This is a genomic window from Edaphobacillus lindanitolerans, assembly GCF_900156305.1.
Classification (GTDB): domain Bacteria; phylum Bacillota; class Bacilli; order Bacillales_A; family Planococcaceae; genus Bhargavaea; species Bhargavaea lindanitolerans.
The window spans coordinates 81,719-96,543 of the sequence record NZ_FTPL01000003.1; the positions used below are offsets into that span (position 1 = coordinate 81,719).

The 14,825-nt window shown below is 58.7% G+C and carries 16 protein-coding genes; 14 read left to right on the forward strand and 2 right to left on the reverse strand.

The window, feature by feature from the left end; translation table 11 throughout:
* Window positions 1-22: 22 nt before the first annotated feature.
* The 6 genes from trpD to B0B07_RS09775 all read left to right on the forward strand — a co-directional run bounded on the left by trpD (window position 23) and on the right by B0B07_RS09775 (window position 5,701).
* A complete protein-coding gene (gene trpD, locus B0B07_RS09750) occupies window positions 23-1,054 on the forward strand; it encodes an anthranilate phosphoribosyltransferase (protein WP_076758595.1) in 1,032 nt (343 codons plus the stop codon).
* Complete coding sequence (gene trpC / locus B0B07_RS09755; protein WP_076758597.1) at window positions 1,051-1,842, forward strand: indole-3-glycerol phosphate synthase TrpC; 792 nt, start codon at window positions 1,051-1,053, stop codon at window positions 1,840-1,842. Before trpD ends, trpC begins: the two co-directional genes overlap by 4 nt.
* The gene (locus tag B0B07_RS09760) at window positions 1,839-2,456 is read left to right on the forward strand and encodes a phosphoribosylanthranilate isomerase (protein WP_076758599.1); all 618 of its coding nucleotides are present in this window, start codon (window positions 1,839-1,841) and stop codon (window positions 2,454-2,456) included. The genes trpC and B0B07_RS09760 overlap by 4 nt, the downstream gene beginning before the upstream one ends.
* Window positions 2,456-3,682 (forward strand): tryptophan synthase subunit beta, encoded by a 1,227-nt coding sequence (gene trpB / locus B0B07_RS09765; RefSeq protein WP_407643869.1) that lies wholly within the window; start codon window positions 2,456-2,458, stop codon window positions 3,680-3,682. The genes B0B07_RS09760 and trpB overlap by 1 nt, the downstream gene beginning before the upstream one ends.
* On the forward strand, window positions 3,672-4,466 hold the full coding sequence (trpA, locus tag B0B07_RS09770; RefSeq protein ID WP_076758602.1) for a tryptophan synthase subunit alpha: 795 nt from the start codon (window positions 3,672-3,674) through the stop codon (window positions 4,464-4,466). The genes trpB and trpA overlap by 11 nt, the downstream gene beginning before the upstream one ends.
* Before the next feature lie 254 nt (window positions 4,467-4,720).
* Window positions 4,721-5,701, forward strand: a complete 981-nt coding sequence (locus B0B07_RS09775) for a DUF4003 family protein (RefSeq protein WP_076758604.1) — start codon at window positions 4,721-4,723, stop codon at window positions 5,699-5,701.
* 70 nt (window positions 5,702-5,771) lie between these two features.
* Here B0B07_RS09775 and B0B07_RS09780 read toward each other — a convergent pair whose 3' ends face one another.
* Window positions 5,772-6,620 carry an AAC(3) family N-acetyltransferase gene (locus B0B07_RS09780; protein WP_076758605.1) on the reverse strand — a complete coding sequence of 283 codons (849 nt, stop codon included), beginning with the start codon at window positions 6,618-6,620 and terminating at the stop codon, window positions 5,772-5,774.
* A 93-nt stretch (window positions 6,621-6,713) separates the two neighbouring features.
* Between B0B07_RS09780 and B0B07_RS09785 the strand changes: the two genes are divergently transcribed.
* From B0B07_RS09785 to B0B07_RS09820, 8 genes are all read left to right on the forward strand, one after another.
* Complete coding sequence (locus B0B07_RS09785) at window positions 6,714-8,141, forward strand: aldehyde dehydrogenase family protein (protein ID WP_076758607.1); 1,428 nt, start codon at window positions 6,714-6,716, stop codon at window positions 8,139-8,141.
* A gap of 288 nt (window positions 8,142-8,429) precedes the next feature.
* Window positions 8,430-9,839 (forward strand): DNA/RNA non-specific endonuclease, encoded by a 1,410-nt coding sequence (locus B0B07_RS09790; protein WP_268753125.1) that lies wholly within the window; start codon window positions 8,430-8,432, stop codon window positions 9,837-9,839.
* The gene (locus B0B07_RS09795; protein ID WP_076758610.1) at window positions 9,836-10,249 is read left to right on the forward strand and encodes an immunity protein YezG family protein; all 414 of its coding nucleotides are present in this window, start codon (window positions 9,836-9,838) and stop codon (window positions 10,247-10,249) included. The genes B0B07_RS09790 and B0B07_RS09795 overlap by 4 nt, the downstream gene beginning before the upstream one ends.
* A 33-nt stretch (window positions 10,250-10,282) precedes the next feature.
* Complete coding sequence (locus tag B0B07_RS09800; RefSeq protein WP_076758612.1) at window positions 10,283-10,696, forward strand: immunity protein YezG family protein; 414 nt, start codon at window positions 10,283-10,285, stop codon at window positions 10,694-10,696.
* A gap of 282 nt (window positions 10,697-10,978) precedes the next feature.
* Window positions 10,979-11,803 carry a M55 family metallopeptidase gene (locus tag B0B07_RS09805; RefSeq protein ID WP_076758613.1) on the forward strand — a complete coding sequence of 275 codons (825 nt, stop codon included), beginning with the start codon at window positions 10,979-10,981 and terminating at the stop codon, window positions 11,801-11,803.
* Window positions 11,800-12,726 carry a S66 peptidase family protein gene (locus B0B07_RS09810; protein ID WP_200805801.1) on the forward strand — a complete coding sequence of 309 codons (927 nt, stop codon included), beginning with the start codon at window positions 11,800-11,802 and terminating at the stop codon, window positions 12,724-12,726. The genes B0B07_RS09805 and B0B07_RS09810 overlap by 4 nt, the downstream gene beginning before the upstream one ends.
* A gap of 28 nt (window positions 12,727-12,754) precedes the next feature.
* Window positions 12,755-13,495 carry a gamma-glutamyl-gamma-aminobutyrate hydrolase family protein gene (locus tag B0B07_RS09815; RefSeq protein ID WP_076758615.1) on the forward strand — a complete coding sequence of 247 codons (741 nt, stop codon included), beginning with the start codon at window positions 12,755-12,757 and terminating at the stop codon, window positions 13,493-13,495.
* Window positions 13,470-14,396: a dipeptidase gene (locus B0B07_RS09820; protein ID WP_076758616.1), complete on the forward strand. Its 927-nt coding sequence runs from the start codon at window positions 13,470-13,472 to the stop codon at window positions 14,394-14,396. Before B0B07_RS09815 ends, B0B07_RS09820 begins: the two co-directional genes overlap by 26 nt.
* A gap of 1 nt (window position 14,397) precedes the next feature.
* On the opposite strand, the gene B0B07_RS09825 is transcribed toward B0B07_RS09820, so the two are convergent.
* A complete protein-coding gene (locus B0B07_RS09825) occupies window positions 14,398-14,754 on the reverse strand; it encodes a DUF3899 domain-containing protein (protein ID WP_076758618.1) in 357 nt (118 codons plus the stop codon).
* Between the last annotated feature and the right edge of the window lie 71 nt (window positions 14,755-14,825).

The following is a 14,825-nucleotide window of genomic DNA, read 5'->3' on the forward strand; positions in this document are numbered from 1 at the left end:
AGCAGAGGAGAGTGGAGCAGAGATGAGAGAATGGATCAGGAAAGTGAGAAACGGCAAGGACCTGAACTATGAGGAGATGACCGAGGCGGCGCTGTTCCTGTTTGACGAGCGCACGTCCGAAGCGGACATCGGCGGGTTCCTGGCTGCACTGGCAGACAAGGGGGAGACCGCCTATGAAGTGGCGGCACTCGCCGAGGTGACGAGGAGCCTGGCCCTCACGCCGGATGTCCCGCCGGTGGCCTACACCGACAACTGCGGGACGGGCGGCGACGGGTCGGACAGCTTCAACATCAGCACCGCTTCGGCATTCGTGCTTTCGGCGGCGGGCGTTCCGGTCGCCAAGCACGGCAACCGGAAGATCTCCAGCAAGTCCGGCAGCTCGGATGTGCTCGAAGCCCTCGGCATCCGGCTTGAACAGAGTGAGGAAGAGATGGCCGAACAGCTGCGCAGGGAAGGGATCGCCTTTTTGTACGCCCCCCGGTTTCATCCGAAGATGAAGCGGGTCGGCTCTGTCCGGCAGAAGCTCGGCCGCCGGACGATCTTCAATCTCACCGGCCCGCTCACGAACCCGGTCCCGCTTGAAAGCCAGTTCACCGGCATCAGCCGGAAGGAGTTCACGATGGCCTACGCCTCGGTGCTGCGCATGCAGAACCGCAAGCGTGCGGTTGTGGTCTGCGGTGCCGGCGGAATGGATGAGGCGTCGCTTGCGGGACCGAATGACTTTGTCCTGCTTGACCGCGGTGACCTGATCCCGTTCACGCTGGATGCGGAAGATGTGGGCCTGGATGCTGCGCCCCCGTCCGCCATCCGCGGCGGGGACGGCCGGGAAAACGCGGGAATGATCTGGCGTGTGCTCAAAGGTGTGCGCGGCCCTCATTTTGACACGGTAGCCTTCAATGCGGGCATCGGCCTGTTTGCCGCCGGCCGGGCCCGGACGGCGAGGGAAGGCGTGGACCTGGCAATCGACACACTGGAGTCCGGCAGGGCGATGGAGAAACTGGAGGCCGTCACGGCGTTCCAGCAACAATACAGCAAGGAGGCGGTGGCCCGATGACGATCCTCGACGAGATATTGGAAGAAAAGAAGCGGCGTCTCCGGACGCTGCGGGACGAACTGCCGGCGTGCCCCGCCATCCGCCACCCGCGTCCGCGGCTCGCAGACATGTTCTCAGAGCAGGACGGACTGACGGTCATCGCCGAAGTGAAGCGGGCTTCGCCATCAAAAGGATGGATCAACGGAGCGGTAAATCCTGCGGAACAGGCGGCCGCCTACGAGCGGGCCGGCGCCGCCTGCATCTCGGTCCTGACGGAGGAAGCCTATTTCAAGGGATCCTATGAAGACCTGGCCGCCGTGGCGGAGACGGTGCGCATCCCGGTCCTGTGCAAGGATTTTATCATTGATGAGCTGCAGATTGACCGGGCGCTCCAGGCAGGGGCATCCGTCATTCTGCTCATTGCCGCGGCACTTCCGGGGGACCGGCTTCCGGAGCTGTACAGCTATGCGTCCGGATGCGGGCTCGATGTGCTCGTCGAGGTCCATGACGCCGGTGAAATGGACAGGGCGCTGGTGATCGGCGCCCCGTTCATCGGCATCAACAACCGGGATCTGAAGACGTTCCGGGTCGACCTCTGCCGTACGGAGGAACTTGCGGCGCTGGCCGGCAACCGCCAAGGGGGCTTCCTCATCTCCGAAAGCGGGATCTCCACAGTGGAAGAAGCAGCCCGTGCAGCGCGAGCCGGAGCGGCTGGCCTCCTCATCGGAGAAGCGCTTATGAGAAGCGGAGATCCGGGGGAACAGATTGCGGCTTTTCGGCGTATCCGAAAGGAGGAGGTGCCGCAATGACGAAAGTGAAGATCTGCGGACTCATGGAAGCCGAACACGTCCAGGCAGCGGTCGGCGCAGGCGCTGATGCAGTCGGGTTCGTCTTTGCCCCGAGCCGCCGCCGGGTCGATCCGGCCTGGGCATCGGAACTCGCGAAACTCGTCCCGGAAGGGGTTTTGAAGGTGGGCGTCTTCGTGAACGCACCCGAGGAGGAAATCTTCACCGTCCACCGGAATGTGCCGCTCGACCTGATTCAATATCACGGCGACGAATCGCCCGAAACCATCCGCCGGATCGGCCTGCCGGCGATCAAGGCATTCTCGGTCCGGACGGAGGAAGACGTGAAGCGGGCATCGGACTACGACGTCGATTACTGGCTGTTTGATGCGCCAGGCACCGATTACCGGGGCGGGAGCGGCCGGGTGTTCGACTGGACGCTGCTCGAGAAGGCAGGCATCCCGCGGGAGAGGACGATCATCGCAGGCGGCCTGCATCCAGGGAACGCGGCGGATGCCGTTGCACAAGTGAGGCCGTTCGCCCTCGACGTATCAAGCGGCGTGGAAACGGAATCGCGGAAAGACCCGGCACTCATCCGGTCGTTTATTGCACAGGTCAGGGAAAGGAGAGAGGCATGATGGTGAAAGTGGATCGGGCGGTTTATAGCGCACCGGATGCAAAGGGAAGATACGGGGAATACGGCGGCCGGTTCGTCCCGGAGACGCTCATGCCGGCGCTCCTTGAACTGGAGGCGGCCTACAGGGAGGCGAAGGACGATCCTGCGTTCAACGCGGAACTGGAGTCCATACTCACCGATTATGTCGGCCGGGAGACGCCGCTCTATTTTGCGGAGCGGCTGACCGAGGCCGCGGGCGGGGCAAAGATTTACCTGAAGCGGGAGGACCTGAACCATACCGGCGCCCACAAGATCAACAACGCACTCGGGCAGGCGCTGCTTGCCGGGAGGATGGGCAAACGCAAGATCATCGCGGAAACCGGGGCCGGGCAGCACGGTGTCGCCACCGCCACGGCTTGCGCGCTCCTCGGGCTCGAGTGCATCGTGTTCATGGGCCGCGAGGATATCCGCCGCCAGGAGCTGAATGTGTTCCGGATGGAACTGCTCGGGGCACGGGTCGTGTCGGTCGGCGGGGGATCCGGGACGCTGAAGGATGCGGTCAATGAGGCGCTCCGGTACTGGGTCGCAAACGTACAGGACACCCATTACATCATCGGGTCCGCGCTCGGACCGCATCCGTTTCCGGAGATCGTCCGGGATTTCCAGCGGGTGATCGGCACCGAGACCCGCCGCCAGATCCTCGGGAAGGAAGGGCGCCTGCCGGATGCCGTCGTCGCTTGTGTCGGGGGCGGCAGCAACTCGATCGGCATGTTCCATCCGTTCGTCGATGATGAGGAGGTCGCGCTCTACGGAGTCGAAGCCGCGGGGAGCGGCATCGAAACCGGCAAGCACGCCGCCGCCCTGACCGGCGGCAGGCCGGGTGCCCTCCACGGGGCATACATGTATCTGCTTCAGGACGATGCCGGTCAGATCGAGGAAGCCCACTCGATCTCGGCCGGACTGGACTACCCCGGTGCCGGCCCCGAGCATTCCCACTTCCGGGACACGGGCCGCGTCACGTATGGTTCGGTGACCGACACGGAGGCGTTGTCGGCCCTTCGGCTGCTGTGCCGCAAGGAGGGGATTCTTCCGGCACTTGAAAGTTCACACGCCGTTGCGTACGCGACGGAGCTCGCGAAGGAGATGCCGCCGGACAGCATTGTCGTGGTCTGCCTGTCAGGCCGCGGCGACAAGGACGTCATCACTGTGCGCAAAGCACTGGAAGGAGGCGGGCGCCATGACGGCTGACAAACTGGCTGGGGCCATCCGTGAAGCGAACGGAAGGGGCGGATGTGCCTTCGTCCCGTACATCATGGCGGGGGACGGGGGACTCGGCCGGCTGGAGGAACAGATTTTATTCCTCCAGGAAGCGGGGGCGACCGCCGTCGAACTCGGCATCCCGTTTTCCGATCCCGCGGCGGACGGGCCCGTCATCCAACAGGCCGGCATCCGCTCGCTGGAATCAGGAACGACTCTCGCAAAAGTGATGCAGGCCGTGGGCGGATTCAGCGAGGAAATCCGCATCCCCGTCATCCTTATGACCTATCTCAATCCGGTGCTGAGCCACGGCATTGCGGCTTTTGCGAATGACTGCAGGGAAGCGGGGATTGCGGGCGTCATCGTCCCGGACGTCCCCTTTGAAGAAGATGCGGTGCTTGAGGACGCACTCCGGATGGCCGATGTCGACTTTATCCGGCTCATCCCGCTCACCGCACCGGATGACCGCATCCGGGCGATCGCCGGAGAAGCGGAAGGGTTCATCTACGCCGTCACCGTCGACGGCATCACAGGCGCCCGGGACTCATTCGCCGGATCTTCCGCCGACCGGCTGGCATGGCTGAGGGAGATCGCGGACGTTCCGGTCCTCGCCGGCTTCGGAATATCCACTCCGGCGCAAGTCCGGGAGTTCGGACGCTCGGCGGACGGCGTCATCGTCGGCAGCGTGATCGTCGATGCGTTCCACCGGGGCGACCTCGTTTCCATCTCTGAATTGATCCGTGCGGCACGCAATACCCCAGTTCCGGCGGAATAAAGGAAAAGGGCAATCCAAAGCAAAATCGGATGCCCTTTTTTTACGGTTTCGTATGATATACTCGGGGCACCAGCACGCCCCCCGGTATCACGGGACGGCAAACCGTGCCGGATGATCGAAGACTTCACTCGATGTGAAGCAAGCGCGGGTGAGTGTCAGAAACCGCGGGAAACCGGAGCCGCCCTGCCAAGGCCGGGACTGGATGAATCTTTTTCCGCGACCATCCGTATATATCGGCACAAGGAGTGATCCCCATGGAAAACGCGGAACTCAAAGGACGTTTTGAAGAGGTCTATCCAAAACTGCAGAATTTGTTCAGCTGGACGGTCGACAAACGGATCCTTCTGTCGATGGCGGGGGCCTATGCACTCGCCGACCGGCCGTTTGACGGCCGGCGGCTGATGGAGATTTCGGACGAGCTGAAGAGGCGGTCCGGCTGGTTCTCTCCCGTCCGGGGACAGATCCACCCGATGCTCGCGACTTTGCTGGACAATCAGGAAGGGACACCGGATTCGGTCGTCAATGACTTGATGGAAAATCAGGAGATGCTCCGGGGGCTCGGATTCCGGAACACAATCCATTCTTATCTGGCGGCGATCCTGCTGCCGCGGGAGGAAAGCGAAGCGAGGAGGCGCGCGGTTGCGGGCAAGCTGCTGTACGACGAGATGAAGCGGAGGCACCGATTCCTGACATCGGACGATGACTATGCGTTCGCGGTCCTGCTCGGAGAAGAGTGCAGCAATCCGGAGGCCCTCGCAGAAGTGATGAAGGATTATTACACCGAACTCCGTTCGCTCGGTTTTCGGGCAGGCAACGAACTGCAGTGGATGTCGCAGACCCTCACGTATGGAAGCGCCACTTTCGACCGGAAACGGGCGGAAGAAGCGGCCGATCTCCGGGAACGTTTCAAACAGGCCGGTGTGAAGCTCAAGCCGCTCCATTACCCGATGCTCGGCTTTCTCGCAGCGTTCCATGTGGAACAATCGGCGTTTGACCGGATCGTCAGCGCAACCCGCTCGCTTTCGGAGATGAAGCTTTTCAGGTGGTACCGGGAAATGGCGTTCTCATTCGGCATACAGGCCGTCCTGAAAGAGGCGGCGGGCACCGGAAATGCCGTAGACATCGGAATGGCTGCTTCGATCGAGCAGATCCTGCGTGCCCAGCAGGCCGCAATGACCGCCGGCGTGGCTGCTTCCGCGGCGGCCGCCTCTTCATCCTCAAACGGCAGTTCCTGAATAACGGCAAACCGAAAGCACCCGCTCCCTGAATTCAGGCAGCGGGTGTTTTTAGATGACCTGTTCGTCTTCAATCACGGGTTTCCCCGATATCGGAGGCTTCCTTCTTGGCCCGCAGCTTCCCGACCCAGCCGGTGCCGAAGTCGACGAGCGGATCCATTTCAACGATCGTCGTTTTCGCCTGTCCGATCCGGCAGTGGGCCACTTCTCCAGGATGTTCGCGCTCGAACGCCCGGGCAAGCACGGGGAAGTCGTCCGAGTCAAGCACCGCCATGTCGTATCCGACCCAGTGCCGCTCTCCGTCCACCATCACCGCCGCGCCCTCGCGGTATGTCCGGAGTCCCGGTGCCCGGTATTCCGCAAGATGCAGGGCCGTGCAGGAATCGTAGCCGGCCCCGAGGAGCACAACTTTCATGCCCGTCCCGTACATTTTCCCGAGCGGAGAGCCTTCGCCAAACGAGTCTTCCAGCGGGTGTTCGCGCATCCACTCCTCCGCATCACATCCCCAGGCGATGAAAGAATGCGAGGGATGCGGGCTGCGGAACGTTTTGGGATGGCGGTGCAGGCATTCCGCCACTTTTCCCATACCCCGCAAGTGGGTGAGGTGGGGGTCGTAGGCAGGGAGCGATCGACGGATCGGCTCCTGCCAGTCTTCCGGAACCGGCGGCATCTGCCAGTTTGCCGGGTCTGAGTTATCGGCGGACTGGGCCGGCATGACGACCGTCCCTTTTTCCGTGACCGTTTCAAGGAGCGCTTCGGTCACCGCCTGGGCGCCGCCGGACACCCATCCGATCGCCTTCATCGACGAGTGCACGATGATCCGGTCGCCTTTTCGGATGCCTGCGCCGGCGAGCTGCCCCTTCAGGATCTCTTTCGTGATCAGTTCGCTTGTGCCGATCATTACGTCAAATTCGTGCATACTATCCTCTCCCGATAACTGTCCTGCTTCCGAGTATAGCATTTCGCCGGAATGGAAATTGGGTATACAATGAGAACCAGGAGGTGCTTGTACATGGAAAACTGGAAACTTTGGATCAACGGGGAATGGACGGATGCGGCCCGCTCCTATGAATTGAAATCTCCGTATTCCCAGGAACCGGTGGCCACGATCGCCAAGGCGGATGCAGAGGACGTGAAGCGCGCGATCGAAGGTGCGCATGAGGCGTTTCTTGAGTTCAGGAAGTGGCCGGCATACGAGCGTGCTGAACTGCTGTACAGGGCGGTTGACCTCATTGAGGCACGGAGGGAAGAACTGGCCGGGCTTCTCGTGAAGGAAGCGGGAAAGCCGATCAAGACCGCGCTCGGTGAAATTGACCGGACCATCGCCACCTATCAGTTTTCGGCCGAGGCGGCGAAGTCGATGTACGGCGAAACGGTGCCGATGGATGCGGCGCCGGGCGTGACCGATCGAATTGGGTGGACGAAGCGCGAGGCGCTCGGCGTCGTGTCGGCGATCACGCCGTTCAACTTCCCGTCGAACCTCGTTGCCCACAAGCTGGGACCCGCTTTTGCCGTCGGCAACACGGTCGTCCTGAAGCCGGCGACACAGACGCCGCTTTCTTCGCTTGCGTTGGCCGAGATCTTCAAGGAAGCCGGGCTTCCGGACGGGGCGCTCCAGATCGTGACCGGCAGCGGCAGCGAACTGAGCGAACCGCTCATCACGAACGACCTTGTGAAGAAAGTGACGTTCACCGGAAGCGTGCCGGTCGGACTCGACATCAAATCCAAAGTCGGACTGAAGAAGATGACCCTCGAACTCGGTTCAAACTCGGCGCTCATCGTCGAGCCGGACGTGCCTCTGGAGAAAATCATGCCGCGCGCCGTCACGGGCGCATTCGGTTTTGCCGGGCAGGTATGCATCTCGCTGCAGCGTGTGTATGTGCATGAAAGCATTTACGACGAGTTCGTGGACCTGTTCGTGAAGGAGACCGAGAAACTCAGAGTCGGCGATCCGGCAGACGAATCGACCGACGTCGGTTCGATGATCCATCCGGGCGAGGCGGACCGTGCGATGGAATGGATCGAACAGGCGAAGCAGGCCGGCGCGACCGTCAGCACGGGCGGAGAGCGGATTCAGAACGGCATCGCGCCAACCGTCATGACCGATGTCACGCCGGACATGAACGTCGTCTGCATGGAAGTGTTCGCGCCGATTGTCACGATCATGAAATACTCGGATCTCGACGAGGCGATCGACCTGGTCAACGACTCCCAGTACGGCCTGAACGCCGGCATCTACACGCGTGACATCGAAGCGGCGATGAAGGCTGCCGATGAGATCGAAGCCGGGGCCGTCATCATCAACGACATCCCGACATTCCGCACCGACAACATGCCGTACGGCGGCGTCAAGATGAGCGGCTACGGCCGGGAAGGCGTCAAATACGCCATCGAAGGCATGACCGAGATGAAGTTCATTACGATGAAGACAATAATTTGAAAGAAATTTGACCGGGTCGGGAGCAAGTGGAAAAACGGGCGGAAGCGGCCCAATACTGAACCAAACCCCGAAACACGGACACTTTAAAAGTCCGGTTTCGGGGTTTTTCGCCGATGTCAGAGGCCTTTCTCCATGTCCCCCTAAATTAGGTGAGGAGATTTCAACCTTTATACAAAAGGAATTTCAAACAAACGTTAGCAACCCGTACTCCGGAAGCCGGAAGAGGATATCCCTCTACTGGCTTTTTGTATGGAGCGTCACGCCTGATGCGCTCGGGACATCCCATTTCTGAAATTTGCCATCGGTTTTTGTGAGGAGGCGAAGTCGGTCGTGTCCAATATCTCCTCGGCTCTTTCCTCGCTGGAGCCTGCACCTGACGGACACATTGACGAGCCGTTCCTCGAGAGGGGAGTGGAAAAGGGCCTCAAGGAAATCAGCCGGATCACGGACAGCCTGACGGAAGAGGCGAACGCCATCATGGATAGGGTCTCGGACATCGTGGCTCTTCCCCATCTGGATGACAGCTTCGTGCAGGAGGGCATCCGTGACAGCCGGAAAAAGAAAGATGATACGGTCGAACGTCTGGGTGAGTTTGATGCGGACGCAGCCGGATCATTGAAAGGGTTGTTTGATGCAGCCAATCAGATGACCGACTGGATCGCCAGGTTGGACGGGCTGTTTCAAGATGGCGCACTGCTCACTGAATTTGAATCACCGCAGTGGAAAATACTTACATATAGCAGTGGAGTCCGCTCCGCGATTGAAGATGCGGAAGCGGAAGCCGCCAAGGCATGCGCATTGGGCGACGAAGAGCTTCTGGCGGGCACCGAAGTTGCCGCCTCGACCTATAAGGCGCTTGAAGCAGGAAAGAAAGAAACCATCGAGCGTCCGGCATACGGTAATTACGCCAGCCTACGATTCCATGTCTATGAGAACGGCCTCATTATCAAGGAATACTCCAACTTCTCGGGTGAAGTGACATATGAAGTTGCCCCTGAAGTCGAGGCTGAATTCGTGGACGGCGGAGTCCGGGAATTGGACAATATGTTTGATGAAACACCGCTGGCCATTATCCATTACGCAGATCCAAGGAGCCTTCTCAGGAAAATCGGCAAAAAAGGCATTCTCGCTCTGACAACAAATCATAAGCCTGCCAAACTCAGGAATACGCCGTCCAAGAAGAATGCCGATGCAACGAAGGTAACCGTCGTTCCTGTTGAATATGGAAAGCAGTATACATGGAAAAATCGTAAAAAAGTCCTGAGGTCGAATGTTGAATATGTAGATCCGAACGGATACAAGTACCGGACGGATGAACTAGGAAGAATTAAAAGTGTGGAAGGTAAATTATCTTTAGGGCAAGGAAAACGAAATCAGTATGCGCAGAAAGTGGTTGGACGGGAAGATCGGAAAGAGACTGACCAAGGGGGACACCTCATTGCAACCATCTTTAAGGGCTCCGGCAATACTGATAACCTTGTTGCAATGGATGAGTTTGTGAACAAGAGTTCTTATAAACGGATTGAAAATCAATGGAAAAATGCACTTAGCCATGACCCACCCAAAAACGTCGAGGTAAAAATTAGGCCAGTTTTCGAAGGGAATTCTGAAAGGTCCAGCACAATCATCGTTAATTATCAGATTGACGGTGTGAAATATAATAGAACCATTCGCAATTCAAAGGAGAGTCTAGAATGATCACCAACAGAGCAAATGAAATTTATCAGCAAATTGCACGGTCTTTAGATGAACTGATTCCTGAAGAATGGGATAAGACTCTGATGTATATGGAAGATTGGGATGACTCTTCCACTGTTTATTTTTTCTATTATCCAACTACAGGTGCCTCTCCTGTTCTTAGTCATGATATTCCAGAACGATTCCATATAGATGAAGACGATTTCGAGATGAAGGAATATGAACTTATTGAAGTGGGGCGTTCTCTTCAGAAGGTTTTTGAAGAAGAAGGGCAGGAGCCATGGACCAGCTTTACTTTTATTTTGGGTAAGGATGGACAGTTCAAAATTGACTACGCGTATGAAGATTTAAGCGATGTAGACCCGGGAGAACAGCGCGAAGCATGGAAGGCCAAGTACGGGATCGACTAACTGTCTTTATGTATAGAAGTGAGGGACGAGAAAATGAATACGGAACAAATGGAAGAACAGTATACCCGGATCGCCCATGCAATGATTAGCATGATTCCGGAGGAGTGGGATTGGATCAAGCTGTATAACGAATATTGGGATGGCTATCATACGGCCTTCTTCTACTATGCACCCTCAAGCGGGGGCGAACCGGTCTACAGTCTCGATATTCCGGACATTTTTGATGTGAGTGAAGAACAGTTCGATCAATCGGATGAAGAACTGTATGACGTCCTGAAGGCTTTGTGGGTCGAATTCGGCCGTCAGGAACAACAGCCCTGGACGAGCCTGACGTTTTCATTGGCCCGTGACGGGAAGATGAACATCGATTATGGCTACGAGGATCTGTCGGAGCTCGACCCCGTCGAAAAGCAAAACCGATGGGAAGCCGAGCATATCGCCAAGTAATAAGGGAGACTGTCCCGGGACACAAATGCGCCTCTGTATTAATGCAGGGGCGTTTTATTGCTAAGAGACCGATTCTCTCTGTTAAGAGTCCGATTGCGCCCGCTAAGAGTCCGATTGTATCAGCGCGACCCAGCGCCTGGCCCGCAGAATCCACCACTATCCTGTTTCAAACAGTTTCTTTTGGGTCCCCGCGAAACTCTGCATTGTCCCGTCACTTTCATTCTGCTACAGTGAAATTGTATTCCGAAAAAGACAACAGTTCAGAAAAGAAGGGGCGATCCGATGAATATTTATCTTTCGGTCGACATGGAAGGGATCACAGGCATCCCGGATTACACATTCGTTGATTCGTCGGCACATAACTATGAAATTGGGCGCGAACTCATGACCGCCGATGCCAATGCGGTGATCGAGGGCGCGCTTGTTGCCGGTGCAAAGCAGGTGCTCGTCAACGACAGCCACTCGAAGATGAACAATCTCCTGCCTTCGATGCTCCATCCGGATGCGGAGCTCATCAACGGCGGCGTGAAGCTGTATTCGATGGTGGAAGGGATCGACGGCGGATTTGACGGAGCCATTCTTGCCGGCTATCATTCCCGCGCGGGCCAGCCGGGCGTCATGAGCCACTCGATGATCCACGGGGTCCGCAACATGTGGATCAATGACCGGGAAATCGGCGAGATCGGCTTCAACGCCTATGTCGCGGGCTATCACGGCGTTCCGATCCTCATGGTCGCGGGGGATGACGGGGCATGCCGCGAGGCGGAGGAATTGATTCCGGGCGTGGTGACGGCGGCCGTGAAAAAATCGCTCACACGCTCTGCGGTCCGCTCGCTTTCCCCGTCCAGATCGTACGACCTCCTGATGGAGAAGGCGCAGGAAGCCATCAGCAACCGGTCGAACGTCCAGCCGCTCACGCCTCCGGAGAATCCGGTGCTGCGCATTGAATTCACGAACTACGGACAGGCCGAATGGGCGGCGTTCATGCCGGGCTGCGAAATCGAGCCGGGCACGACGATCGTCCGGTTCGAGGCGAAAGACATCCTCGAGGCATACAGGGCGATGCTCGTCATGATCGAACTCGCCCTGCAGACGACTTATCGATGAGCCGCGGATTCATAAGGCCGCCCCGCCTGAAAAAAGGCGACACGGTCGGCATCATCTCGCCTTCCAGCCCGCCGAACCTGGAGCAGCTTGACCGCTCGCTCGCTTTCCTCGAAACGCTCGGGCTTAAGTGGAAAATGGGCCAGGCTGTGCGGAACAAAAACCGCTACCTCGCCGGGACCGACGATGAGCGGCTCTCCGATCTGCATGCAATGTTCGAAGACCCGGAAGTCAAAGGCATCATCTGTGCAGGCGGCGGGTACGGTTCGGCCCGTTACCTCGACCGGATCGATTATCCGATGATCCGGGAGAACCCGAAAATCTTCTGGGGATACAGTGACATTACGGCCCTTCACACGGCGATCAGCCAGTATTCTGACCTGGTGACGTTCCACGGGCCGATGCTTGCCTCCGACGTCGGGAAGCCGGATTTTCATCCGCTGTCCGCCCGCATGTTCGGCCAGCTGTTTGAACCGGTTGAGCTCCATTATGACGAGACCGTATCACCGCTCGTCTCCCTGTCCGGCGGCAGTGCCCTCGGCCCTCTGTCCGGCGGGAACCTGTCGCTGATCTCCGCATCGCTCGGCACGAAGTTCGCACCGGTATTCGACGGGGTGGTCCTGCTGATCGAAGACGTGGACGAGCCGCCGTATAAGGTCGATGCGATGCTCAATCAGCTCCGGCTGTCCGGTGCACTCAGCCGGGTAGCGGGAGTGGCCATAGGAGATTTCCGGTATCCGAAGGACCACAAGGGCGACCATACGTATGAAGACGTCTTCGACGGCTTTTTCCGGGACTTCGACAAACCGGTCGTGTCCGGATTCAAGATCGGGCACTGCCAGCCGCACTTTGCCGTACCGCTCGGCACACAGGCACTGCTGGACGCAGACGCGAGAACGCTCACCGTTCTGCCGGGCATAGAATAAATAGAACGCAACTGAAGGGGGACCTCCATTGAAACCGATCATCGGCATCACGACCCACGTGGAGCTGGATAGCAAACACGTTCTGAACCACGACTACATCACGGCCGTTTCACGCGCCGGGGGCATTCCGATGCTCATCCCGATCGGCATCGAGGAAGATGCAGAGCAGATCCTCGACCGGATTGACGGCCTGGTCGTCTCGGGCGGCGGGGACATCGACCCGACGCTGTTCGGAGAAGAGCCGCACCGCAGCCTCGGGGAAATCTCACCGGGCCGGGACGCCTCGGAGCTTGCACTCATCCAGGCTGCGCTCGACCGTGACCTCCCGCTCCTGACGATCTGCCGCGGCCTTCAGGTCATGGTCATCGCGGCGGGCGGCGACATGTATCAGGATATTTACGATCAGATCGACCGTGAGCTGCTCCAGCACGGCCAGAAAGCGGCCCGCACGCACGCTTCCCACTTTGTCCAGACGGCGGAGGGGAGCATCCTCCGCGAGGCTGCCGAAGGTGAGCGCTTCCGTGTGAACTCGTATCACCATCAGGCCGTCCGTGAGGTCAAGGCGCCGTTCGCGGTTTCCGGCATCGCTTCCGACGGCGTCATCGAGGCGGTCGAAAGCACGGAGCACAAGTTCGCAGTCGGTGTGCAGTGGCATCCGGAAGCCCTCGCTGCAGCGGGCGACGAGCCGTCGCTGCGTCTGTTCAGCCGATTCATCGAAACTGCAAAGGAAGGGGCGGGTACCGTTGCAAATCATCGATCTGCACTGTGACGCATTGCTGAAACTGTACGAAGCCGACGGGAAAATAAAATTCGCAGACGCCCCCGAGCTCGATACAAACCGGGAACGACTGCGAAAAGGGGATGTGAAGATCCAGGCGTTCGCCATCTTCATCTGGCCGGGCATGAAGGCGGAGGAGAAATTCCAGGCTGCCCTCGATCAGGTGCACTGGTTCTACGAGGACGTGCTCGGCAACAATCCGGACATGAAGCTGATCCGCGATTGGTCCGACATTGATGCCCTGCAGGAGGGGGAGACTGGTGCGCTTCTGACGCTTGAAGGGGTCGACGCGATCGGCAACGACCTGAAGAAGCTCAGCGTGCTGCACCGGCTCGGCGTCCGTTCGGTCGGCCTCACATGGAACAACGCAAACCTTGCCGCAGACGGCGCCGGCGAACCGCGCGGCGGCGGGCTGACCCTGTTCGGCCGGGAAATCGTTGATTTCAACAACCGCCATAAGATCCTGACCGACGTTTCCCACCTGTGTGAGCGTGCATTCTGGGACGTCATCGAGACGGCGGACTATCCGATTGCGAGCCACTCCAATGCCCGGGCAGTCCGAGACCATGTCCGTAACCTGTACGACGACCAGGCAAAGGCGCTCTGGGACAAGGGCGGCATGACGCACGTCGTCTACTGCCCGGCGTTCATCCGGGAAGCGGAAGAAGTCACGATCGATGATCTGATCCGGCACATCGACCACTTCTGCTCGATCGGCGGGGAAAAGCACATCGGACTCGGCTCCGACTTTGACGGCATCACGGACAAGGTGGTCCGTCTGGAAGATGCCTCGATGCAGCAGAACCTCATCAACGAACTGCTCAAGCGCTACACCGAGGACCAGGTGAAAGGCTTTGCCCACCGCAACTTCCTCGAGCGCATGCCGCGCTGATTCACATCAGCAGGAATGATGCGATCAGGCTCACGGTGAAACAATAAAGTCCGAACAGGAACACCGGACGCGCGGGGAGCGGCTCCTTTTTAAAACGGGCCTTCTCCGCGCGTCCTTCCTTTTCCCGGATGAATGCCTCCCGGCGGCCTGTCCGGAAGAACCGCTTCCAGTTGCGCGCGAATGTGTCCGTCACCTCATGCCGGGCGATGTACAGGATGCCGCCGGCCAGCATGAGTGCCAGACTGGCATAGAACAAAAGGTCCGCCGCGGTCACCGGTTTCGGTGTGCCGGAAATCCATGAATACCCGACAAAAACAGGCGGAATAAAGAAAAGGAACGGAATTAATTTCCGGAGCATGACAGACTTCCTTTCGTTGCAAAATGTTAGCGATTGCAAGTTTCTAAATTGTTTAAAAAGATATTGCATTC

Bases quoted from the DNA above. Each gene is read 5' to 3' on its own strand.
- trpD (WP_076758595.1), top strand. From the start codon at position 23: ATGAGAGAATGGATCAGGAAAGTGAGAAACGGCAAGGACCTGAACTAT.
- trpC (WP_076758597.1), top strand. From the start codon at position 1,051: ATGACGATCCTCGACGAGATATTGGAAGAAAAGAAGCGGCGTCTCCGG.
- B0B07_RS09760 (WP_076758599.1), top strand. From the start codon at position 1,839: ATGACGAAAGTGAAGATCTGCGGACTCATGGAAGCCGAACACGTCCAG.
- trpB (WP_407643869.1), top strand. From the start codon at position 2,456: ATGGTGAAAGTGGATCGGGCGGTTTATAGCGCACCGGATGCAAAGGGA.
- trpA (WP_076758602.1), top strand. From the start codon at position 3,672: ATGACGGCTGACAAACTGGCTGGGGCCATCCGTGAAGCGAACGGAAGG.
- B0B07_RS09775 (WP_076758604.1), top strand. From the start codon at position 4,721: ATGGAAAACGCGGAACTCAAAGGACGTTTTGAAGAGGTCTATCCAAAA.
- B0B07_RS09780 (WP_076758605.1), bottom strand. From the start codon at position 6,620: ATGCACGAATTTGACGTAATGATCGGCACAAGCGAACTGATCACGAAA.
- B0B07_RS09785 (WP_076758607.1), top strand. From the start codon at position 6,714: ATGGAAAACTGGAAACTTTGGATCAACGGGGAATGGACGGATGCGGCC.
- B0B07_RS09795 (WP_076758610.1), top strand. From the start codon at position 9,836: ATGATCACCAACAGAGCAAATGAAATTTATCAGCAAATTGCACGGTCT.
- B0B07_RS09800 (WP_076758612.1), top strand. From the start codon at position 10,283: ATGAATACGGAACAAATGGAAGAACAGTATACCCGGATCGCCCATGCA.
- B0B07_RS09805 (WP_076758613.1), top strand. From the start codon at position 10,979: ATGAATATTTATCTTTCGGTCGACATGGAAGGGATCACAGGCATCCCG.
- B0B07_RS09810 (WP_200805801.1), top strand. From the start codon at position 11,800: ATGAGCCGCGGATTCATAAGGCCGCCCCGCCTGAAAAAAGGCGACACG.
- B0B07_RS09825 (WP_076758618.1), bottom strand. From the start codon at position 14,754: ATGCTCCGGAAATTAATTCCGTTCCTTTTCTTTATTCCGCCTGTTTTT.